Source organism: Blastomonas sp. 34TW, from assembly GCF_059803595.1.
In genome coordinates, this window is the sequence record NZ_JAPFGW010000001.1 from 347794 (window position 1) to 369983 (window position 22190).

Annotated in this window: 21 protein-coding genes; 8 read left to right on the forward strand and 13 right to left on the reverse strand. The window is 65.7% G+C overall.

Annotation, left to right across the window (positions count from 1 at the left end):
* Window positions 1-124 precede the first annotated feature (124 nt).
* From OPU69_RS01635 to OPU69_RS01650, 4 genes are read right to left on the reverse strand one after another with little or no spacing between them, the layout of a single operon-like run.
* Entirely contained in the window at window positions 125-952 is an 828-nt protein-coding gene (locus OPU69_RS01635; RefSeq protein ID WP_060979952.1) for a hydrolase 1, exosortase A system-associated, read from the reverse strand.
* Window positions 949-1644, reverse strand: coding sequence for an alpha/beta hydrolase family protein (locus tag OPU69_RS01640; RefSeq protein WP_498509052.1), 696 nt, complete (start codon window positions 1642-1644; stop codon window positions 949-951). Before OPU69_RS01640 ends, OPU69_RS01635 begins: the two co-directional genes overlap by 4 nt.
* A complete protein-coding gene (locus OPU69_RS01645) occupies window positions 1641-1925 on the reverse strand; it encodes an acyl carrier protein (RefSeq protein ID WP_023837935.1) in 285 nt (94 codons plus the stop codon). Before OPU69_RS01645 ends, OPU69_RS01640 begins: the two co-directional genes overlap by 4 nt.
* A gap of 60 nt (window positions 1926-1985) precedes the next feature.
* Window positions 1986-3020, reverse strand: coding sequence for a GNAT family N-acetyltransferase (locus OPU69_RS01650; protein ID WP_498509054.1), 1035 nt, complete (start codon window positions 3018-3020; stop codon window positions 1986-1988).
* Window positions 3021-3065: 45 nt separating this feature from the next.
* Between OPU69_RS01650 and OPU69_RS01655 the strand changes: the two genes are divergently transcribed.
* Both OPU69_RS01655 and OPU69_RS01660 read left to right on the forward strand, forming a co-directional pair.
* Window positions 3066-4601 (forward strand): acyl-CoA ligase (AMP-forming), exosortase A system-associated, encoded by a 1536-nt coding sequence (locus tag OPU69_RS01655; protein WP_498509055.1) that lies wholly within the window; start codon window positions 3066-3068, stop codon window positions 4599-4601.
* Window positions 4598-5824: a pyridoxal-dependent decarboxylase, exosortase A system-associated gene (locus tag OPU69_RS01660; RefSeq protein WP_060979938.1), complete on the forward strand. Its 1227-nt coding sequence runs from the start codon at window positions 4598-4600 to the stop codon at window positions 5822-5824. Before OPU69_RS01655 ends, OPU69_RS01660 begins: the two co-directional genes overlap by 4 nt.
* A gap of 2 nt (window positions 5825-5826) precedes the next feature.
* Here the strand turns inward: OPU69_RS01660 and eda are convergent, their stop codons facing one another.
* The 9 genes from eda to OPU69_RS01705 form a co-directional block, all read right to left on the reverse strand.
* Window positions 5827-6444, reverse strand: a complete 618-nt coding sequence (gene eda / locus OPU69_RS01665) for a bifunctional 4-hydroxy-2-oxoglutarate aldolase/2-dehydro-3-deoxy-phosphogluconate aldolase (protein ID WP_060979937.1) — start codon at window positions 6442-6444, stop codon at window positions 5827-5829.
* Entirely contained in the window at window positions 6441-7409 is a 969-nt protein-coding gene (gene glk / locus OPU69_RS01670; protein ID WP_498509056.1) for a glucokinase, read from the reverse strand. The genes eda and glk overlap by 4 nt, the downstream gene beginning before the upstream one ends.
* A gap of 172 nt (window positions 7410-7581) precedes the next feature.
* The gene (gene edd, locus OPU69_RS01675; protein WP_060979935.1) at window positions 7582-9408 is read right to left on the reverse strand and encodes a phosphogluconate dehydratase; all 1827 of its coding nucleotides are present in this window, start codon (window positions 9406-9408) and stop codon (window positions 7582-7584) included.
* On the reverse strand, window positions 9405-10043 hold the full coding sequence (locus OPU69_RS01680; RefSeq protein ID WP_498509057.1) for a 6-phosphogluconolactonase: 639 nt from the start codon (window positions 10041-10043) through the stop codon (window positions 9405-9407). The genes edd and OPU69_RS01680 overlap by 4 nt, the downstream gene beginning before the upstream one ends.
* Window positions 10036-11484, reverse strand: a complete 1449-nt coding sequence (gene zwf, locus OPU69_RS01685; RefSeq protein WP_060979933.1) for a glucose-6-phosphate dehydrogenase — start codon at window positions 11482-11484, stop codon at window positions 10036-10038. The genes OPU69_RS01680 and zwf overlap by 8 nt, the downstream gene beginning before the upstream one ends.
* Window positions 11485-11668: 184 nt before the next feature.
* Window positions 11669-12529 carry a S1/P1 nuclease gene (locus OPU69_RS01690; protein WP_498509059.1) on the reverse strand — a complete coding sequence of 287 codons (861 nt, stop codon included), beginning with the start codon at window positions 12527-12529 and terminating at the stop codon, window positions 11669-11671.
* Window positions 12526-12933, reverse strand: coding sequence for a hypothetical protein (locus tag OPU69_RS01695; RefSeq protein WP_498509060.1), 408 nt, complete (start codon window positions 12931-12933; stop codon window positions 12526-12528). Before OPU69_RS01695 ends, OPU69_RS01690 begins: the two co-directional genes overlap by 4 nt.
* A 33-nt stretch (window positions 12934-12966) precedes the next feature.
* Window positions 12967-15192 carry a phosphoribosylformylglycinamidine synthase subunit PurL gene (gene purL / locus OPU69_RS01700; RefSeq protein WP_498509061.1) on the reverse strand — a complete coding sequence of 742 codons (2226 nt, stop codon included), beginning with the start codon at window positions 15190-15192 and terminating at the stop codon, window positions 12967-12969.
* A 120-nt stretch (window positions 15193-15312) separates the two neighbouring features.
* Window positions 15313-15609 (reverse strand): hypothetical protein, encoded by a 297-nt coding sequence (locus tag OPU69_RS01705; protein ID WP_060979929.1) that lies wholly within the window; start codon window positions 15607-15609, stop codon window positions 15313-15315.
* 201 nt (window positions 15610-15810) lie between these two features.
* On the opposite strand from OPU69_RS01705, the gene OPU69_RS01710 reads away from it, so the two are divergent.
* The 6 genes from OPU69_RS01710 (at window position 15811) to katG (ending at window position 22185) form a co-directional block, all read left to right on the forward strand.
* Complete coding sequence (locus tag OPU69_RS01710) at window positions 15811-16059, forward strand: exodeoxyribonuclease VII small subunit (protein WP_498509063.1); 249 nt, start codon at window positions 15811-15813, stop codon at window positions 16057-16059.
* 63 nt (window positions 16060-16122) lie between these two features.
* Window positions 16123-17028, forward strand: coding sequence for a polyprenyl synthetase family protein (locus OPU69_RS01715; RefSeq protein ID WP_060979927.1), 906 nt, complete (start codon window positions 16123-16125; stop codon window positions 17026-17028).
* 34 nt (window positions 17029-17062) lie between these two features.
* Window positions 17063-17563 carry a pantetheine-phosphate adenylyltransferase gene (coaD, locus tag OPU69_RS01720; protein ID WP_060979926.1) on the forward strand — a complete coding sequence of 167 codons (501 nt, stop codon included), beginning with the start codon at window positions 17063-17065 and terminating at the stop codon, window positions 17561-17563.
* Between the two features lie 474 nt (window positions 17564-18037).
* Window positions 18038-18658, forward strand: a complete 621-nt coding sequence (locus tag OPU69_RS01725; RefSeq protein ID WP_060979950.1) for a peptidylprolyl isomerase — start codon at window positions 18038-18040, stop codon at window positions 18656-18658.
* A 137-nt stretch (window positions 18659-18795) separates the two neighbouring features.
* Complete coding sequence (gene queA, locus OPU69_RS01730) at window positions 18796-19842, forward strand: tRNA preQ1(34) S-adenosylmethionine ribosyltransferase-isomerase QueA (protein WP_498509064.1); 1047 nt, start codon at window positions 18796-18798, stop codon at window positions 19840-19842.
* Window positions 19843-19953: 111 nt separating this feature from the next.
* Window positions 19954-22185 (forward strand): catalase/peroxidase HPI, encoded by a 2232-nt coding sequence (gene katG, locus OPU69_RS01735; RefSeq protein ID WP_498509065.1) that lies wholly within the window; start codon window positions 19954-19956, stop codon window positions 22183-22185.
* The last annotated feature ends 5 nt before the right edge of the window (window positions 22186-22190 follow it).

Genomic DNA, 22190 nt, shown 5'->3' on the forward strand with positions numbered 1-22190 from the left:
TCGCTCGTCTGCGACCCAGGGGAAGGGTTGGGGTGGGGGGCTTCGGTTGCGTCTTATGGCTGCGCCAGCGATGGCAGAGATGCAATCGCCCCCAACCCTACCCATCCCCTGAAGGGGAGAGGCTTTAAGTGCGCAATTCCGCCATAATTCGCTCCTTGAGCCACGCCTTGTCGGCCGCGCTCGCGAAGCTGTGCGAGCCGCTGTCGAGGCGGTGGAGCGACAGATGCGGGTTGGCACGCGCCTTGGCGAAGGCGTCGCTGGCCCAATGTTCGAGGAACCACATTGCGGTGCGGTCGTGTTCGGCGACGAGCAGTGTGGTGGGGCGGTCGAGCGTGGCGAGTGCCTCGCCGAGGCGGGCGACCAGGCCGGTGACTTCGGTCTTTGCGGTCGCCTGTTTCAGCCCGCGCAGCAGCTTGCCGATATTCACCCCGCCGCTCGCCAGCCGCCAGAGCTCGCGCGGGTCCTTGAGCTTGGCAAGATAGCGGCTGCGGATCGCGCTGGCGGTCATCGTGCTCGCGGCCTCGGCCTCGTCGGTTTCGCTTTCCGTGTCGCTCTCGATCGTCCACAAATTGGCGAGGATCAGCGCGTCGATGCCCGCCGCCGGGCCGAACAAGGCGAGGGCGCTCGCCGCATCACAATTGCCGAATGCGACCAGCCGGGTGAGCTGCGGGCAGCGTTCGCGAAACGCGCGGGCCGCGGCGGCGATGTCCTCGGCGCTCGATTCGAAACCGGCGTTCTCGCCCGTGCTGTCGCCGATACCGCGCCGGTCATAGCGCAGCACCGGATGGCCTGATGCAGCGACCGAAGCCGCGAGCGCCGCCATTCCGGCATGCGCACCCGAGCGGATCTCGTTGCCGCCACTGACGATCAGCAGCCCGGTGCTGCCGGTGGCGCTGTCGAGCGTCGCGGCCAGCGTCTCGCCCGCGCAAGCAAAGGTGAAATGCTGCCTCATCCGCGCATCCATGCGGCAATATCGGCGGCGATCGACGCGGCCATCGCGGAATCGTGCGCGGGTTCGGCGCGCAGCCAGAGCGGCGCGCCCGTGATCCGCGCATCGGCCTCGAGCGGATCGTCGGCAAAGCGCGCGAGCCGCACCCCTTTGCCTTCGGAAGGCGCGGCGGCATCGAGTTCGCGGATCATGCAGGGCGACAGGCTGTTGCCTGCCAGTTCGATACCTTGGGTGCGCGCCAGTTCCATCAGCGCCTCGCTGCTGCTGGAGATCCCTGCCTCGCGGTCGCTGGCAATGCGGGTGCGCAGCATCGTGCGGAGCAGTTGCCCGCCCTTGACCGGCGCGAGCCGCCAGCGCGGCAGATCGCCCAGCGCGCCATCGAGCAGCGCGCCGCCGCGGATCGCGGCGACATGGGTCACCGGCCCCAGTTGCTCGGCGCAGGCGATCAGCGCCGCCTGCCACAGGCTGATGCTGGCGCGGTCGAGCGGGACGAGGCTTTCGTTGCAGCCGGGAAGATCGGGCAACAGGCTGGCGACGCCGTTGCCCGCCAGTGCCCGCGCAGTCTCCACCATCAGGTGGCGCACCCGGTTTGCTTCATCGAACAGCGGCGGCAGGATCAGCAGCGCCGGGCCGGTATCGGGCCCATGGCAAAGGCACAGTTCGTCGTTGCCGTCGAACCGGTAAGCGCGGATCACGCGGCGGCCTTGGCCCGCGCGAAATCGACAAGATTGCCGAAATTCTCGAACAGCTCGCCATCGACCTCGTCATCCTCGATCAGGATGCCGAGGCGATCCTCCATCTCGGTCAGCAGGCCGGCCACCGCCATCGAATCGAGCTCGGGCAGCGCGCCGAACAGCTCGGTATCGCGGTCGAACCCCGCGACCTGCGCTTCGGACAGGCCCAGAATGTCGCGCAGCACCTGGCGCACCACGGTTTCGATCGCGTCGCTCGCTCCGCTGGTCTCGATCTCGCTCACATATCCCTCGCTGGCTTGTCGCCTTGGACAGTCCTCCCCCCGGACTGCGTGCTGGCGGCCTTAGTCTTTCGCAAAACGGGCGGCAAGCCCTGCGACGCGGCTCTTCGCCATATAGGGCCAGGCCTTTGGCGACCGGGGCCAGATCAGTTCGAGCCGATTGCGCGGGCGCATGTCTTCCATCCAGTCGCGCTTGTAAGCGTCGCTGCCGGTGCCGAAATCGACGAGATCGACGCCATCCGTATCTATGACATGTGCGAACAGCGCGTGCGTCAGCAGCGTGCCGGGCGAAGCCTGGATATGCCGCTCGTCATGCGCCAGCTTGTGGATATAAGCGGTGCCGTTTTCCACCGTCCAGAACTGCGCGGCGACCGCCTGGCCGTCGATGCTCGCCATGCCCATCCGCAGCCGTCCGGCTTCGGATTCGCGCTCGGCGAGCCAGCGCAGGAATTCGGGATTGCCCTCCTCGGGCTTCCAGCTGCGCGCATAGATTGCTTCGTAATCGGCCCAGTCCTGCGCATCGAAGCGATGTTCGACGCGGAGCGAGACCACGCCCTTGCTGCCCTTGCGCTTGACGGTGGAGCGCAGCTGGCCCGGCCGATCCTGCCAGTATTCGGCAAAGCTGCGCCCTTTCAGGTGCAGCACATGATTCTCGTCGCAGCGCTCGCGGCGGACCGTCCAGCCGGTCGCGGCGAAAGTCTCCTCGATCAGCGTTGCAGAGCCGCATTCGTCGGGCACGGGGGAGAGGATCAGCCGATGCGTCGTCTTGCTCAGCTTCTGGGCGACCGACAGCATGAGTGCGCGCCGACGCTGCGCATCGGGCGTGCCGCCGAAAACGGGGCGCCAGATGAAGCTGTACCAGTTGGCCATCGAGCCAAGGCCCGACCGGCCGTTGTCGATCAGGTGCAGCTTCACCGCATCGCCACGATCGGCGGCATAGGCGATGTGCGGGGCGTGATCGGCAAGGCAGTGGCGGTGCAGCCCGTCGAACCAGAGCGCGCGGTCGAACAGCCCGACCCGGCCCGGATCGTCGAGCGCAGAAAGCCGGTGCGCGCACGCAGCCTTCCGGTTATCATGATATTCATCATTCAACGTCATGAACCCCATGATGCCGCGTCTTCCTTATGAGCCAAACCGTTCGTGATGTCTCTCGATCCCACTCCGCAGCCGCTCGATCATCTGGTACTGAGGGGCGAGGGCCCCGCGAACGCGCTGATATTGCGTGAAGGCTCTCTTAGCTACGACACGTTAAACTTGCGTATCGGATTGCTTGCGGCCTGGTTAACCACGATGGGGCTGGAACATGGCGACCGGGTCGCGACCTGGCTGCCGAAGAACGAGACCACTTGCCTGATGCCACTGGCGGCGGCGCGTGCCGGGATGGTGCATGTGCCGATCAACCCGGTGCTCAAGCGCGCGCAGGTCGCGCATATCCTGGCCGATAGCGGCGCGAAGCTGCTGATCGCCAATCGCACCCGGCTGACAACCCTCATCGAGGGAGATGTTCCGCAAGGCTGCCGGACGCTCGACGATGACGAGGCGATGGCGGCGTGGAAGGCGGGCGAGACCAGCCTGACTGCATCATCGCATGATCCCAACGACCTGGCGGCGATCCTTTACACTTCGGGTTCGACCGGCAAGCCCAAGGGGGTAATGCTCAGCCATGCCAATATGTGGCTCGGCGCGATCAGCGTCGCGAACTATCTCGGGCTGGAGAGCGACGACAAGACCTTGTGCGTGCTGCCGCTGAGCTTCGACTATGGACAGAACCAGCTGCTTTCGACCTGGGCGGCAGGCGGCACGGCGGTTCCGCTCGATTATCTGATGCCGCGCGATGTGGTGAAATCCTGCGTGCGGTACGGCATCACCACGCTCGCTGCGGTCCCGCCGCTCTGGACGCAGCTGGTCGAGATTGAATGGCCGGTTGAAGCGACCGCGACGATGCGGCGGCTCACCAACAGCGGCGGCGCACTCAGCCCTGCGCTGGTCAAGCAACTGCGCGGGATATTCCCCGCGACCCGCATTTTCGCGATGTACGGCCTGACCGAAGCGTTCCGCTCGACCTATCTCGACCCCGATCTGATCGACGGCAACCCGACCAGCATCGGCAAGGCCATCCCCTTTGCCGAGATTCTGGTGGTCAACGATGCGGGCGAGGATGCCGCGCCGGGCGAGGAGGGCGAGCTGGTGCATGCAGGGCCGCTGGTCGCGCAGGGCTATTGGCAGGATGCCGTACGCACGGCGGAGCGATATAAGCCGGCGCCGGCCTTCTCGACCTATGGCGGCATGGCGGTCTGGTCGGGCGACCGGGTGCGGCGCGACGAACAGGGGCTGCTCTATTTCGTCGGTCGGCGCGATGCGATGATCAAGTCCTCGGGCAACCGCATCAGCCCGGCAGAGATCGAGGATGCGGCGACCTCGACCGGGCTTGCGGCGGAAGCCGTGGCATTGGGCATTCCCGATCCGCAGCTTGGCCAGGCGATCCTGCTGCTCGTCCGCCCCGCTGCCGTGCCGCAGCCCGAGCAAATTGTCGACGATCTGGTGATCGCGATGAAGCGCGATCTGCCCGCGTTCATGCTGCCGAAGGTGGTCGAATTGCGCGACGAATTTCCCAAGAACCCCAATGGCAAGATCGACCGCGCGCTGCTGGTCGCCGAGATCGAGGAACGTGACGCATGAAGCCTTTGGGGCCGATACCCGCCGGTTTTGCGGCAATCGACGGTGAGCTGGCGGTGCAGGGCCTCAAGGCCAGCGAACTGGTCGACATGGCCGGGGACAGCCCGTGCTTCGTCTATTCGTCGGACATGCTGCGCGCGCGCGTCGCCTCGCTGCGTGCGGCCATGCCCGAGCCCCTTTCGATTCATTATGCGATGAAGGCCAATCCCTTCGCGCCGGTGCTCAAACTGATGGCCTCGCTGGTCGATGGCATCGACATCGCCTCGGCGGGCGAGCTGGCGCTGGCGCAGGCGGCGGGGATGGATGCCGCGCGCATCAGCTTTGCCGGACCGGGCAAGCGCGACCGCGACCTTGAGGCCGCGATTGCCGCAGGCGTCACGCTCAACCTCGAATCCGAAGGCGAAGGCGAGCGCGCGCTGGCGATTGGACAGCGGATCGGCGTGCAGCCGCGCGTCGCAGTCAGGGTCAATCCGGATTTCGATCTGCGTGGGTCGGGGATGCGCATGGGGGGCGGCGCCAAGCCTTTTGGCATCGATCAGGCTCGGGTGCCCGCGCTGGTCCGGCACATTCTGGCCGAGGGCGCGCACTGGCGCGGCTTTCATATATTTGCCGGTTCGCAGGCGCTCGATGCCGATGCGATCATCGAGACCCAGGGCAAGACGCTCGACCTCGCCGCGCAGCTCGCCGAAGAGGCGGGCGCAGTGCCGGAGCATGTCAATCTCGGCGGCGGCATGGGCATTCCCTATTTTCCGGGCGACATGCCGGTGGACATTGCCAAGGTGGGCTTGGCGCTGGGCGAGCGGTTCGCGGCGCTGCCGGACGCACTCAAATCAACGCATTTCGCGATGGAGCTGGGCCGCTGGCTGGTGGGCGAGGCGGGGGTGTATCTGACGCGCATTGTCGACCGGAAGACCAGCCATGGCGAGCTGTACCTGGTCACCGACGGCGGGCTGCACCACCAGCTCGCCGCCAGCGGCAATTTCGGCACCGTCGTGCGGCGCAACTATCCGGTCGCGATTGCCAGCCGCTTCGATGCCGAGCCGGAAGAAGAGGCCAATGTCGTCGGCTGCCTGTGCACCCCGCTCGACCGGCTCGCCGACAAGGCGTATCTGCCGCGCGCGGAGGTCGGCGATCTGGTCGCGGTGTTCTGCGCCGGGGCCTATGGCGCCACCGCCAGCCCAGCCGATTTCCTCGGCCATGGCAAGGCGGCGGAATTGCTCGTCTAGTTTCAGGCGAGCGCGCGGGCTGCGGCAGCGTTGCGCTGGATCGCGGCGGTATCGATCGGCCCTGCCGGGATCATCCAGCTGCCGCCGACGCACAGCACCGGATCGATCGCCAGCCAGTTGCCCGCGGTCTCCAGCGTCACGCCGCCGGTGGGGCAGAACTTGCACTGGCCGAACGGCGCGGCGAGTGACTTGAGCGCGGGGATCCCGCCTGCCGCCATCGCCGGGAAGAACTTGAAATGGGTGAGACCCATGTCGAGCCCGCGCATGATATCGCCCGCATTGGCGATGCCGGGCAGGAAGGGAATGCCGCTCTCGATCGCCGCCTTGCCCAGGTTCTCGGTAAGGCCGGGTGAGACGATGAATTCCGACCCCGCCTTGAGCGCCGCGTCGAGCGTCTTGGGATCGATCACCGTACCGGCGCCGACGATCGCGCCCTCGACCTGCTTCATCGCGGCGATCGCTTCGAGCGCAGCAGGAGTGCGCAAAGTCACCTCGAGCACCTTCAATCCGCCTGCGACCAACGCCTCGGCCATCGGCACCGCGTCGGCGACATCGTTGATGACGATCACCGGAATGACCGGCGCGGTCAGCATGATGGTTTCGATCGCGGGTGCAGTCATGCGGCATTCTCCTGGGCAAAGGCGGCGGCGGCCCCGAACAGGCCGGGCTGGGGATGATCGATCAGCTTGACGGGGATCGTCTCCATCAGCTGCTGGAACCGGCCCTTGGCGACAAAGCGCTCCTCGAACCCGGACTGCGGCAGACGGTCGGCGATCCGCTGACCAAGGCCGCCCGCGATTACCACTGCGCCCGCGCCCTGTGCCAGCGCAAAATCGCCCGCCGCAGCGCCAAGGCTGAGGCAGAACCGGTCGAACGCGGCGGCAGCCAGACTGTCCTCACCTGACAGCGCGAGCTGCCACAGCGCCTTGTCTTCCATGCTGACCACCGCGCGGCCTTCGATGCTCGCGAGTGTCTCATAGATCGCGGCGAGCCCGGGGCCGGAGCACACGCGCTCGACCGAGACACGGCGGTGCTGGCGGCGCAGCCGGTTGAGGATCGCGTCCTCGATCGAATCGAGCGGCGAATAGTCGATATGCCCGCCCTCGGTCTCGACCGCGCGATAGCCGTCGGGGCTCCGCACGACATAGGCGACGCCGAGGCCGGTGCCGGGGCCGATCACGGTGATCACGCCCTTTTCCGGCAGGTCGCCTGTCGGGCCGCAGAGGTGCGAATAATGGTCGGTGCCGCAATGCTGCACCGCATGCGCCACCGCGCCGAAATCGTTGATCAGGATATAGTCGTCGACATTCAGCTTCTCGCGCACCAAAGCGGGGCGGATGACCCAGGGGTTGTTGGTCATCTTTAGCACTTCGCCGCGGATCGGCGTGGCGAGCGCGATGGCCGCCGCGCGGGGCAGGGGCTGTCCGATCGCCTGGCCGAAGGCTTCCCAGGCGGTCTGCAGGCTGGCATATTCGGCGCATTTCAGTGTGACCGGTTCGCCCAGATGGGTGACGCGGCCATCCTCGATCGTGGCCAGCGCAAAGCGCGCATGGGTGCCGCCTATGTCTGCGGTGACGATGTGCATGATGAGTTACCTCAGAATGTCGAGAACAGATAGCCGCATGGGTCCGGTGCAACGTCCCTCGACTGCGCTCGGGACAAACGGAAGGGGGGTTAGCTTGGGGTCATAGCAAAACTTTCCGAGTTCCCGAGCGAAGTCGAGGGACGTGATGCGGGGAGGTTGCGAGATCAAGCGATCACAACCCCGCCACCGCGAGCATCGCGCTCGCGCCAGCCTCGGCATTGTCGCTGCTCGCCCGCATCAGCGCGAACAGCTCGCGGCCGGTGCCCATCGGCTGCGCGGGCTGGCTTGCGGTCGGGCGGCTCTCCCAGTCCGCGCCGTCCGTCACAACGCTGATCGTGCCTGCGACCGCATCGAGCCGCACGATATCGCCATCCCTGATCCGCGCCAGCGGGCCGCCGTCGCACGCCTCGGGCCACAGATGGATCGCCGCGGGCACCTTGCCCGATGCGCCCGACATACGGCCATCGGTGACCAGCGCGACCTTGAACCCGCGATCCTGCAGCACGCCGAGCGAGGGGGTGAGCTTGTGCAGCTCGGGCATGCCGTTGGCGCGGGGGCCCTGGAAGCGGACGACCACGACGACATCGCGATCGAGTTCGCCCGCCTTGAACGCGGCGATCACCGCATCCTGATCGTCGAACACGCGCGCGGTGGCCTCGATCACCCAGCGCGAGGGATCGACCGCACTTGTCTTGACGATGCCGCGCCCCAGATTGCCCTCGACCAGCCGCATCCCGCCATCGGGCTGGAACGCCTGGGCGACCGGACGCAGCATCGCCTCGTCGCGCGTCGCCTCGGGCGAGGGCACAAACGCCAGCGCCCCTGCATCATCGAGCACGGGATCGACGGCATAATCGAGCAGCGACTGGCCAGATACGGTGAGGATATCGGTGTGCAGCAGCCCCGCGCCCGCCAGTTCGCGGATGACAAAGCCGATGCCACCGGCGGCATGGAAATGGTTCACATCGCCCGATCCGTTGGGATAGACGCGTGCGAGCAGCGGGATGATCGCGGAAAGCTCGCTCAGGTCCTGCCAGTCGATATGGATGCCCGCCGCGCGCGCCATCGCGGGCAGGTGGATCGCGTGGTTGGTCGATCCGCCGGTAGCGAGCAGCCCTATGCACGCGTTGATGATCGCCTTCTCGTCGACGCAATGGCCGAACGGGCGGTAATCCTCGCCATCCCAGCCGATCTGGGTGACGCGGTGCGTGGCGGCGCGCGTGAGCTCCTGCCGCAGCTTGGTGCCGGGGTTGATGAAGGCGGAGGCGGGGACGTGCAGCCCCATCATCTCCATCATCATCTGGTTGGAATTGGCGGTGCCGTAGAAGGTGCAGGTGCCCGCGCCGTGATAGCTCGCGGCCTCGGCTTCCAGCAGCTCCTCGCGCCCCACCTTGCCCTCGGCATAGAGCTGGCGGACGCGTTGCTTCTCCTTGTTGGCAAGGCCAGAGGGCATCGGGCCTGCGGGCACGAAGATCGTCGGGATATGGCCGAAGCGCGCGGCGGCGATGAACTGGCCGGGCACGATCTTGTCGCAGATACCCAGCACCAACGCGCCTTCGAACATGCCATGGCTCATCGCGACGGCGCTCGACAGCGCGATCGTGTCGCGGCTGAACAGCGACAGCTCCATGCCGAGCTGGCCCTGCGTCACGCCATCGCACATCGCGGGCACGCCGCCCGCCACCTGCGCGGTCGCGCCGACCTCGCGCGCGAAGATCTTGATCTGCTCGGGATAGCGGCCATAGGGCTGATGCGCCGAGAGCATGTCGTTATAGGCGGTGACGATGCCGATGTTCATCGCCTTGCCCGAGCGGATGACGGGCTTGTCCTCGCCCGATGCGGCGAAGCCGTGCGCCAGGTTGCCGCACGAAAGGGTGGGGCGGTGGACGCCCTTGTCGCGTTCGCGCGCGATGAAATCGAGATAGGCCTGACGGCCGGGACGCGAGCGTTCGATGATCCGCTGGGTGATCCGTTCGAGCTCGGGATGAAGGCTGGTCATGTTTCGCTCCAGAAGATGGTGACCGGTGCGTGCGCAGCCTTGAGCAGCCGCGCGATCGGCAGGTCGTTCGCCCCGGACAGGGCATCGTCGAGCACCTTGCGCTTGTCCGCACCCTTCAGCACCAACATGATATGGCGCGCGCGCACCAGCGCCGACAGGGTCAGCGACAGCCGGTCGAACGGCGCTTCGGGCGGCAGCGGATCGGGGGTCAGTCGCGCCACCTCGAGCGCACCATCGGCATGCGGATCGGTATTGGGAAAGAGCGAGGCGATATGCCCGTCTGCGCCCATGCCCAGCCAGACCAGATCGAAGGGCGGCGGGGTCGCGCCCTCTTCTAGCGGCACCAAGGCCGCGCCGGTGGCGGCGAGCGAGCGTTCGAGCAGGCCGAAATTGCTCGCCGCGTGGTCGGTCGGCACGCAGCGGTCGTCGGTCAGCCAGACCGCGACATCGGCCCAGGCGATGTCTTCGCGTTCGGCCAGAGCGGCGAGGATCGGCCCGGGCGTGCTGCCGCCGGGCACCGCGATCGCGCGCGGCTTGCCGCCCGCCAGCATGCCGGCGATGAAATCGGCGATCGCCTCGATCGAGGCATCGGGCGCGTAGCTCGCACCGGCGGCGGAGGTGGCGGCGTCAGTCATTCCAGCTCACCCCATCGCGTTCGGTCAGCGCGATCGCGGCGCTTGGCCCCCAGCTGCCCGATCCATAGGATTTGGGCTCAATCGCATGGTCCGCCCAGGTCTTGCGGATCGCATCGATCCAGCGCCACTGCGCCTCCACCTCGTCGCGGCGGACGAACAGGGTGGGCTCGCCATCGATGAGGTCGAGCAGCAGGCGCTCGTACGCAATGCGGCGCTGTGCCTTGGAAAAGGCGGCGGTGAGCGACAGGTCGAGCGGCACCTCGCGCAGGATCAGGCCTCCCCGGTCGAGCCCTGGCTCCTTGGCCATGACCAGCAGGCGGACATATTCCTCGGGCTGCAGACGGATGACGAGGCGATTGGCCGAAAGCCTGCCGCCGCGCTGTGCGAAGATATTGTGCGGCACCTGCTTGAACTGGATCACGATCTCGCTGCGCCGTTCGGCCAGCCGCTTGCCGGTGCGGAGGTAAAAGGGCACGCCCTGCCAGCGCCAGTTGTCGACATGCGCCTTGATTGCGACAAAGGTCTCGGTGTCCGATGGCTTGCCGAGATCGTCGGCATAGCTGTTCACCGAATGGCCGCCGACCGCACCCGCGCCGTACTGGCCGCGCACCACTTCGTTGGGTGCGACGGGGCGCAGCGAGCGCAGCACCTTGACCTTCTCGTCGCGGATCGAGGTCGCATCGAACTCGGCAGGGGGCTCCATTGCGGTCAGCGCGACCAGCTGCAGGATATGGTTCTGCACCATATCGCGCAGCGCGCCGGTATCGTCGTAAAAGCCGTGGCGGCCTTCGAGGCCCACGGTCTCGGACACGGTGATCTGGATATGCTCGATGCCGTTGGCGTTCCACAGCGGCTCGAACATCATGTTGGCAAAGCGCAGCGCCATCAGGTTCTGCACCGTCTCCTTGCCAAGATAATGGTCGATGCGGAAGGTCCGGTCCTCGGGAAAGGCGTGCGCGACGGCATCGTTGATCGCGCAGGATGAGGCGAGGTCGTTGCCCAGCGGCTTCTCGAGCCCGATGCGCACCATCTCGCCTGCCAGGCCAGCGGACTTGAGGCCCTGGATGGTCGGGGTGAACAGGAAGGGCGCGGTCGACAGGAAGATCGACATGCCGCCCGAGATGTCGCCCAGCCGTTCCGCCAGCGCCGCAAAGCCCTCGATCTTCGACGCGTCGAGAGGTTGGTAGCTCAGCTGCTTGAGGAAGCTCGCGATCTTGGCGTCATCCTTGCGCGCTTCGGGCAGGAATTGCGCCAGCGCTTCGCCCGCCATCGCGCGGAAAGCTTCGTCGTCGAGCTCGCTGCGCGCCGTGCCCATGATGCGCAGATCGGCGGCGATCAGCCCGTCGCAATGCAGCGCATAGAGCGAGGGCAGCAGCATGCGCTTGGACAGGTCCCCCGTCGCGCCAAAGAGAAGGAGCGTCCGGGATTGCGCATTCGCCATGTTTGAATCCTATCCTTTTTCGTGACCGCAGCCGCAGCGGGTCATCTGTTAGGGTCGGGTCGCGCCGGTGTCCACCGGTCAAACCCGATGTATAGCTATGCATTGTTTTGCAATCGATTGCAATTGCCCTTGCCGTATCATGGATCGGTCATCTGCCGCTAGGGAACGCGACTTTTGTTGCGTGTCAGCCGAGCGCCCGCTCGAGCGCTGCGGCGAGCCGCAACCCCGCGCGCAGCACCTGGGTGCGCACCACCGGGATCAATGCCTCGATATCGGCATCGCTGTGCCGCGCACGCTCGTCCTTGCCCAAAGCAGGGCCGCAAGCGGGGCCATGCTGCGCGGTGGGATAGGCGACATCGCGCGACAGCTCCCAGGCCTCGCGCGCCCAGTCTTCGACAGTGCCGCCGGTGACAGCGGCGCGCTCTTTGGCCGAATAGGCGCGCACCAGCGGCAGGCCTTGGGTGATCGCGCGCTCGGCAATCGGGCCGTCCCATAGCCGGTGCAGATTCATCCGCCCTTCGACAATGCCATAGGCCGCGCTCACCCGGTTGCCGCCCAGATCGCCCCGATCGCCTGCGTGCATCGGCTGGTGCATGTCGCCCACCGTGTGCAGCAGAAAGGCCAGCGCCTCGAGCCGGACATGCGTCGGCAATTTGCGGTCGGCCAGCAGTGCCTCGTTGCGCGTGACCTGCGCCGGCACGCAGCTGCCGTTGGGGCAATTGGCCTTGATGTCGAATGGCTTGCAGATGTCGATGTTTACGTAATGCCAGGGCGCGGTATAGCCCCAGCGCAGGTCATCGCGGCGGATGCAATCGGCCCAGACACTGGCATCCTCGATCGTCTTCAGCGGACATTCGGGGGTTGCAAGCTGCTTTTCCTGCGCCAGTAGCGCGCGGATCCGCGCGCGCACCTTCGGCGAGACATTGGCCTCGGCAATCTGCGCGATGACGCGGTGGCCATAATCGCCCCAGGCGAGCGCGGGGCGCGCAGCGAATGCCGTCACCGCGAGCGCGGCGACCATTGCCAATCGAAGCAGAAATGTCATCTCAATTCCTTGCGGATCAACAGCTTCAGCCCCGACCAGGTCGCATCGACCGCGCAGACCTTCACATCGACGAGCCCCATCGGCAGGGCCACGCTGCGGATAACGTCCTCGGTGATGTCGGTATCCATCTTCGCCGCCTTTTTCGGCCAGCTGACCCAGATCATGCCGTCGCGGTCCATGGCTTTCATCAGCCGGGCGAGTTCGCGCTCGAGCACCGCGCGTTTGGTGGTGAACAGGTGCGCGGCGGCAAAGCCTTTTGCGGGATCACCCACGGCTTCGAGCGCCTCGACCTCGGCTGCGATTTCCGCCCGCGCGGTATCGGGCATGCCATCGAACCACACACGCATCCCGGGCTTCAGGCCCAGCTTGCGGGCGAGGGGGGTGCCGGAATAGCCTGTGGTCATTGGCACTGCCCCCCTGCTCAGGTTGCGTGTGGCTTAGCCTTCCATCCACTGCCGGAAGAAGGCGAGATTGCGCTCGCGAAGCTCGGCGACCGAAACGTTGGCCCCGGACGCAAATGCCACGGCATCCCCGCCCGTAGTACCGATGACCTGCGCGCGCACGCCCGCAGCCTCGGCTGCCGCGACCACCGCGTCAGCATCCGCCGTCGCCACGACATAGCGCGCCTGGCCCTCGCCGAACCAGAAGCCCGCATCGCCATCAGCCGAAAGCGCAGCTCCGATGCCCGATGCCAGCGCCATTTCGGCGACCGCGACCGCGAGGCCGCCGTCCGAAATGTCGTGCACTGCGCTCACCTTGCCCCCGGCGATCAGCGTCGCGATGACACCGCCCGATTCCAGCTCGCCCTTGAGATCCACCTGCGGCGGCGCGCCCTCGCGGCGACCGTGCAGCACGTCGAGCCAGAGCGACTGGCCAAGTTCGGCGGTGCCGTTGCCCCCGATTACGACGATGGTCTCGCCCGCTGCCTTGAACGCCAGCGTCATCATCTGGCCGAGGTCCTCGATCAGCCCGATCCCGCCGATCGCGGGCGTTGGCAGGATTGCACGGGCAATGCCATCGGGGCCGGTGGTCTCGTTGTAAAGGCTCACATTGCCGCTGACGATCGGCATGTCGAGCGCCTTGCACGCCTTGCCCATGCCCTCGATACAGCCGACGAACTGGCCCATGATCTCTGGACGCTCGGGATTGCCGAAGTTCATGCAGTCGGTGGTCGCAAGCGGACGCGCGCCGGTGCTGACAAGGTTGCGATAGCATTCGGCGATCGCCTGCTTGCCGCCTTCGAACGGATCGGCAAAGCAGTAGCGCGGGGTGCAATCGGTGGTGACGGCCAGGCCCCGGTTGGTGCCGTGGATGCGCACCACACCGGCATCGCCGCCGGGAATCTGCACCGTATCGGCCATCACCATGTGATCATATTGCTGCCAGATCCAGCTGCGGCTGGCGAGCGCGGGCGAGGCCATCAGCGCGGTCAGATCAGCTGCCAGATCGGTGCTGGCGGGCACATTCGCCAGCGGCGGAGGCGGCGGCGTGGTGACATAGGGCCGGTTATAGCTCGGTGCATCGTCGGCCAGCGGTGCGAGCGGAATGTCGCACACCGTCTCGCCCTTGTGCTTGAGCACCATATGGCCGGTCTCGGTAACATGGCCGATGACCGCGAAATCGAGCTCCCATTTGCGGAAGATCGCCTCGGCGAAATCCTCGCGGCCGGGCTTCAAGACCATGAGCATGCGCTCCTGGCTTTCCGACAGCATCATCTCGTACGCGGTCATATTGGTCTCGCGCTGGGGGACGTTGTCGAGGTTGAGCTCGATGCCGACGCCGCCCTTGCTCGCCATCTCGACGCTGGAGCTGGTGAGGCCCGCTGCGCCCATGTCCTGGATCGCCACGATCGCGTCCGACGCCATGAGTTCAAGGCACGCCTCGATCAGCAGCTTTTCGGTGAACGGATCGCCAACCTGCACGGTCGGGCGCTTTTCCTCACTGTCCTCGCCGAATTCGGCCGAGGCCATGGTCGCGCCATGGATGCCGTCGCGTCCGGTCTTCGATCCGACATAGACGATCGAATTGCCGGGGCCGGAAGCGGCGGAATAGAAGATCTTGTCCTGCTCGGCGATGCCAACGGCCATGGCGTTGACCAGGATATTGCCGTCATAGGCCGGGTCGAAATTGGTCTCGCCGCCCACGGTCGGCACGCCGACGCAATTGCCGTATCCGCCGATGCCTGCGACCACGCCCTGCACCAGATGCTTCATCTTGGGATGGTCAGGCCGACCGAAGCGCAGCGCGTTCATAAGCGCCACGGGCCGCGCGCCCATGGTGAACACGTCGCGCAGGATGCCGCCGACCCCGGTGGCCGCGCCCTGATAGGGCTCGATATAGCTCGGGTGGTTGTGGCTCTCCATCTTGAAGATGGCGGCGAGCGGCTTGCCGTCGGGGCCGGGGCCGATATCGACCACGCCCGCATTCTCGCCAGGGCCGCAGATGACCTGCGGGCCGGTGGTCGGCAGCGTCTTCAGATGCACGCGCGAGCTCTTGTAGCTGCAATGCTCGGACCACATGACCGAGAAGATGCCCAGCTCCACCAGATTGGGCTCGCGCCCCAGCGCGGCCAGGATGCGCTGATATTCATCCGGCTTCAGGCCGTGCTCGGCCACGATTTCCGGGGTGATGGTGCCCTTGGGCGCTGCAAGAGTGTCGCTCATGGCCCCGCGCTTTACGCGGCTGAGCGCGCATTAGGAAGGGGGAGAATGCGCGGAAAATGAACGCCGCGCCAAAGTGTCAATGGCGGGCTCGCCACGGCATGCGAGCCCGCCCGTCAGGTGTCAGCGGTCGCTGGTGGTTTCAGTCTGCGCGAGCGGGGTGACGTCGCTCCGCTTGAAGCGAATCTGGCTGTCGCCCACCGTGCCGGTGACCCGCTTGTCCGACACGCGCAGATTAAAGCGCTTGCCCGAGCGGGTTTCGGTGCCGTCGATGATCTTGGTGTCGCCCACCATCTTGACCGTATAGACATAACGCGAACCGTCATGTTCGAACGTGACCTGCTCGGGCTGAGCGGTCTGGGCCGCTGCGGGTATCGCCAGCAGGGTGAGCGGAAGGGCGGCAAGGCTGAGCTTTTTCATGATGGTGGTCCCTGTTCTGTTGAATTGAACTGCCGTCATCATCCTCTGTTATTGTGCGATGCAGCATGTCCAAACGTCGGTAAACTGGCAAATGCAATTGTGGCCTTCGCAGTTGCAACATAATCAATCGCGCAAGTCCGGCACAGGCGACGCTGTGCAATCGCCTTGACCGGGCGCAGGCCAGCGGTCAAAGCTGTGCGCATGAGTAAAGTCCAAGCCATAGCTGCCGATCTGTCGTTCGAAGATGCCCTGAAGGAGCTGGAGGTCATCGTCCGCCAGCTGGAATCGGGCGATGTCCCGCTCGACGCCTCGATCAGCCTGTACGAGCGCGGCGATCTCTTGCGCGGCCATTGCCAGAAGCGGCTCGATGCGGCGCAGGCGCGGATCGAGAAGATTCGCGTCGGGGCCGATGGCCAGGCGGCGGGCACCATGCCGTTCGATGCGGGCTGACGGCTGCACGATGCGCGCATTCAATCAAACCGGCGGGCAGACCGGGGCAGGGGAGCAACAGACATGACCACCGCCATCAGCGAAACCGCGCTGGCCGATGCCTTTCGCCAGATTTCCGCTGACGTGGATGGCTGTTTCGATGCGCTGCTGGCGGTGCCGGACGATCCGCGCGCGGTCCTCTACCAGGCCATGCGCCATGCCGCGATCGGCGGCGGCAAGCGGGTGCGTCCGCTGCTGCTGACCGCGACGGCCGCGATGTTCAATGTCGATCGGGGGCTTTCGGTTCGTGTCGCCTGCGCGGTCGAGGCGATCCATGTCTATTCACTGATCCACGACGACATGCCCTGCATGGACAATGACGACATGCGCCGCGGCAAGCCCACCGTGCACAAGGCGTTCAACGATGCCGTCGCGGTGCTGGCGGGCGATTCGCTCCACGCGCTCGCGTTCGAGATTCTTGCCGGGCCGCAATCGCATCCCGATCCGTTCATCCGCTCCGAGTTGATCTACACGCTGGCCGAAGCGAGCGGCCCCAATGGCATGGCCGGCGGCCAGATGATGGACCTGGAAGCGGAAAAGGCGAAGTTCGACCTGCCTACCGTCACCAAGCTCCAGCGGCTCAAGACCGGCGCGCTGATCGCCGCATCGGTGGAAATGGGCGCGATCCTGGGCAATGTGCCCGTCGAGGGGCGCAATCCCTTGCGCGCCTATGCCCGCGATATCGGCCTCGCCTTCCAGATTGCCGACGACATCATGGACGAGACCGGCGACGAGGCCAAGGCCGGCAAGGCGCTGCACAAGGATGCAGCGGCGGGCAAGGAAACCTTCCTGTCGCTGCTGGGGCTGGAGCGTGCGCGCGAGCAGGCGTTCTTCCTCGTCGATCAGGCGGTCGGTCACCTCGCCAGCTACGGGCGCGAGGCGGATACCCTGCGCGCGCTGGCGCGCTACATTGTCGAACGCGACAACTGACCGCAAAAGCGGCATCGCAAAGGGGAAGAAGATCATGCGGATTGGCGTTTACCCGGGGACGTTCGATCCCATCACGCTGGGTCATATGGACATCATCCAGCGCGGGGCGCAGCTGGTCGATCATCTGATCGTCGGCGTCACCACCAATATCGCCAAGAGCCCGATGTTCTCCGACGAGGAGCGCATGGAGATGGTGCGCCGCGAGGTCGCGCAGATTCCGGGTGCCAATATCAGTGTGGTCGGGTTCAGCTCGTTGCTGATGGACTTTGCCGAGGCGCAGGGCGCATCGGTGGTCATCCGCGGCATTCGCGGGGTCACCGATTTCGAGTACGAGTATCAGCTCACGGGCATGAACCGCCAGCTCAACGACCGGATCGAGACCGTCTTCCTGATGGCGGACGTCGCGCTGCAGCCGATCGCATCGCGGCTGGTCAAGGAAATCGCGCTCTATGGTGGCGCGATCCACCGTTTCGTGACCGATGCGGTGCGGATCGATGTCGAGAAACGGGTGCGCGAAACCGGCCTCAAGGGGTGAGGCTGCGCACAGCACGCGCTGCCCAAGTTCATTCATGACAGGCTCAGATGCTTTGGCTATAGCCGTGCCCGAAATGGGGCAGGCTTTGCCACGCCGCCCCGGATGAATGGAACAGGAATGCCCGGTTATATGCCCAATATCTTGAAATCGCTTGCTGCCCTGTCGTTCATCCCGATGCTGCTCGCCCCCATCGCTGCCCAGGCGCAGGATTCCGCGCCGACCGAACAGTCGCAGATCGAGGCCGACAGGGCCGCCGCGCGCGCTGCCCGCGAGGCCGAGAAGGAAGCGGCCAGGGTTCGCAAGCAACAGCAGGAGGAAGCCGAAAAGGCGGCCAAGCAGGCGCAGAAGGAAGAGGACAAGAAGGCCAAGGCTGCCGAAAAGGAAGCGCGTAAGGCTGCCAAGGAGCAGGAAGAGGCGTCCGAAGACAAGGACAAGGAAGCCCGCAAGGCGGCGCGCGATGCCGAAAAGGAATCGTTGGAAAAGCGTGATAACAACGCTGCCGACGCTTCGGCTGTCGGCGCATCGCTGGTGCCGACGCCCGACAAGGCCGATCCCGACAATATCCTGTATCTCGACCTGTCGACCGGTGGCCGGGTGACCATCCAGCTTTACCCGGAAATTGCCCCCAACCATGTCGAGCGGATCAAGACGCTGACCCGCCAGGGCTTTTACGACGGCATCATCTTCCACCGCGTGATCGAAGGCTTCATGGCGCAGACCGGCGATCCCACGGGCACCGGCACCGGCGGTTCGGACCTTCCCGATGTCGCGGCCGAGTTCAACAAGTTCCCGCATCTGCGCGGCAGCGTGTCGATGGCGCGCGCGCAGGACCCGAACAGCGCCAATAGCCAGTTCTTCATCGTCTTCTATCCGCGCTTCTCGCTCGACAACAGCTACACCAATTTCGGCCGGGTGATCTCGGGCATGCAATATGTCGACGCCGTGCCGCGCGGCGAGCCGCCGAGCACTCCGGCGCGCATCCTGCAGGCTTCGCTCAAGTCGCAGAACAAGCCCGAGCCCAATTACGCAGCCCAGGCCCAGCCTGCCGAGCGCGCGATTTCGGTCGACGAGCTGAACGCGCCGATCAGCAACTGATCGCTCTCCAGCCAATCTTGCAATCCATCGTCATTCCCGCGAAAGCGGGAATCCCGCTCGGCACCTGAGGGTGAACAGAAAGCGGGACCCCCGCCTGCGCGGGGTGACGAACCTTGCTGGATGGATTGCACCCGACGATGCGCGTTGACAAATTCGACTTCGACCTTCCCCAGGAACGGATAGCCCTGCGCCCTGTTCGCCCGCGCGATGCGGCGAAAATGCTGCATGTGCAGGGCAGCAGCATGACCGACGCGACGGTGCGCGATCTGCCGCGCCTGCTGAACCCTGGCGACTGCCTGGTGTTCAACGATACCCGCGTCATCCCCGCGCAGCTCGAGGGGGTGAAGCTGGGCAGCCAGGCGCGCATCGGCGCTACGCTGCACAAGCGGATCGATCTGCGCCGCTGGCAGGCGTTCGTGCGCAACGCCAAGCGGCTGCGCGAGGGCGATGTCGTGCATTTCGGCGCGGGCGTGATGGCCGGGGTCGAGAGCAAGGCGGAGGATGGCTCGATCGTGTTCGCCTTTCAGGGCGACGAGCCCGTCGAGATCCTGCTCGAGCGGGCAGGTACAATGCCGCTTCCGCCCTATATCGCGAGCAAGCGCGAGATCGACGAGGCCGATCGCGAGGATTACCAGACCCGCTTTGCGCAAAAGGACGGTGCGGTCGCCGCGCCCACGGCCTCGCTGCACTTCACCGACCGGCTGATGGCCGAACTTGGCGAAGCCGGGATCGAGCATGCCATGCTGACGCTGCATGTCGGCGCAGGCACCTTCCTGCCGGTCAAGGCGGACGATACCAACGACCACCAGATGCACGCCGAATGGGGCCGCATCGACGCCGAAACCGCCGACCGCCTCAACGCCATCCGCGCGCGCGGCAACCGCGTGATCGCGGTGGGGACCACCGTGCTGCGCCTGATCGAAAGCGCCGCGGGCGACGACAATATCATCCGCCCATTCGAGGGCGACACCTCGATCTTCATCACGCCGGGCTATCGCTTCAAGGGCATTGACGGGCTGATGACCAACTTCCACCTGCCGCGCTCGACCCTGTTCATGCTGGTCTCGGCGCTGATGGGGCTCGATGTTATGAAGGCCGTTTACGCCCACGCGATCGCGAACGAGTACCGCTTCTATTCCTATGGCGATTCCTCGCTGCTGCTGCCCGGAGACACGATCAGCTGATCTAGTCCGTCACTAACATAGATCAGTATTTTCGGTTTTCCCGATCAACTCGTCCCGGATTAATCTCCAGTGAACGGCGAATGCGCCGTCCCATTGCAGGAGATCAACCCGATGAGTCGCACCTCCGTTTCCGTGATGGCCTTGCTGGCTTTCACGCTTTCGGCGCCTGCCGCCTTTGCGCAGCCCGCCACCCAGCCGCAGGTCAATCCCGCTGCGGCCAATTCGAACCAGTACTGGTGGCCCGAGCGGCTCGACCTGTCGCCGCTGCGCCAGCATGCGCGCGAGTCGAACCCGATGGGTGACGATTTCGACTATGCGAAGGAGTTCCAGACGCTCGACCTCGCGGCGGTCAAGGCCGACATCAAGACGCTGATGACCACCTCGCAGGACTGGTGGCCGGCGGATTACGGCCATTACGGTCCGTTCTTCATCCGCATGGCCTGGCACAGCGCGGGCACCTATCGCACCGCCGATGGTCGCGGCGGCGCTGGCGGCGGTCAGCAGCGGTTCGAACCGCTCAACAGCTGGCCCGACAACGCCAATCTCGATCGCGCGCGCCGTCTGCTCTGGCCGATCAAGGCGAAGTACGGCCGCAAGCTCAGCTGGGCGGACCTGATGGTGCTGACCGGTAACGTCGCGCTCGAATCGATGGGCTTCAAGACCTTCGGCTTTGCCGGCGGTCGCACCGACGACTGGGAAGCGGACAAGGTCTATTGGGGCCGTGAGAAGAAGTTCCTCGCCGCCGATCGCTATCATGGTGATCGCAAGCTCGAAAAGCCGCTCGCTGCGGTGCAGATGGGCCTGATCTACGTCAATCCTGAAGGCCCGAACGGCAATCCCGATCCGCTGGCCGCTGCCAAGGACATTCGCGAAACCTTCGGCCGTATGGCGATGAATGACGAGGAAACCGTCGCGCTGATCGCGGGCGGCCACACCTTCGGCAAGGCGCATGGCGCGCACAAGGCCGAAGAGTGCATCGGTGCCGATCCGGCGGGTTCGCCGACCGAACAGCAGGGTATCGGCTGGGTCAACAAGTGCGGCACCGGCAAGGGTGTCGATGCGGTGACCAGCGGGCTGGAAGGCGCCTGGTCGGTCAACCCGATCGCCTGGACCACCCAGTATCTCGACAATCTGTTCGGCTTCGACTGGGTGCAGACGCGCAGCCCTGGCGGCGCGATCCAGTGGATCCCCAGCGACAAGAGCGCCGCGAACCTGGTCCCTGACGCGCATGACAAGACCAAGCGTCACGCGCCGATCATGTTCACCACCGACCTCGCGCTGAAGATGGACCCGGAATATCGCAAGGTGTCCGAGCGCTTCCACAAGGACCCGGATGCGTTTGCCGATGCCTTTGCCCGTGCCTGGTTCAAGCTGACCCATCGCGACATGGGCCCGCGCTGGCGCTATCTGGGCGCTGACGCGCCCAAGGTCGATCTGATCTGGCAGGACCCGGTTCCGGCGGTCGATCACCCGCTGGTCGATGCGCAGGATGTGGCGTCGCTCAAGGCGCAGATCCTGGCCTCTGGACTGACCACGCAGGAACTGGTGCGCACCGCCTGGGCAGCAGCGGCAAGCTATCGCGACACCGACATGCGTGGCGGCACCAATGGGGCACGCCTGCGGCTCGCCCCGCAAAAGGACTGGGCAGTCAACAACCCGGCGGAAATCACCAAGGTCGTCGCCAAGCTGGAAGCGATCCAGACCGGCTTCAACAAGGCGCAGAAGGGCGGCAAGAAGATCTCGCTCGCTGACACTATCGTGCTTGCAGGCAATGCTGGCATCGAGGAGGCCGCGCGCAAGGCCGGCCACAGCCTGACCGTGCCGTTCAAGCCGGGCCGCGGCGATGCCAGCCAGGCGCAGACCGACGTGGCCGCGTTCGAACCGCTCGAGCCGACCGCTGACGGCTTCCGCAACTATTACGGCGCGGGCAGCGTGATGTCGCCGGTCGACATGCTGGTCGATCGTGCGAACATGCTGAGCCTCACCGTGCCGGAAATGACCGTGCTGGTTGGTGGCCTGCGCGCGCTCGATGCCAATACCGGCGGCGCGAAGCATGGTGTGTTCACCAGCACGCCGGGCCAGCTCAACAACGCGTTCTTCGTCAACCTGCTCGACATGGGCAACAAGTGGACCAAGTCGCCGAGCGAAGCGGGTCTGTACGAAGGTCGTGATATTAAGTCGGGCCAGCTGAAGTGGACCGCGACCCCGGTCGACCTGATCTTCGGATCGAACTCGGAACTGCGCGCGGTCGCGGAAGTCTATGCCGCCAGCGATGGCGAAAAGAAGTTCGCTCAGGACTTCGTGGCTGCCTGGACCAAGGTGATGAACCTCGGCCTGCAATAAGCTTC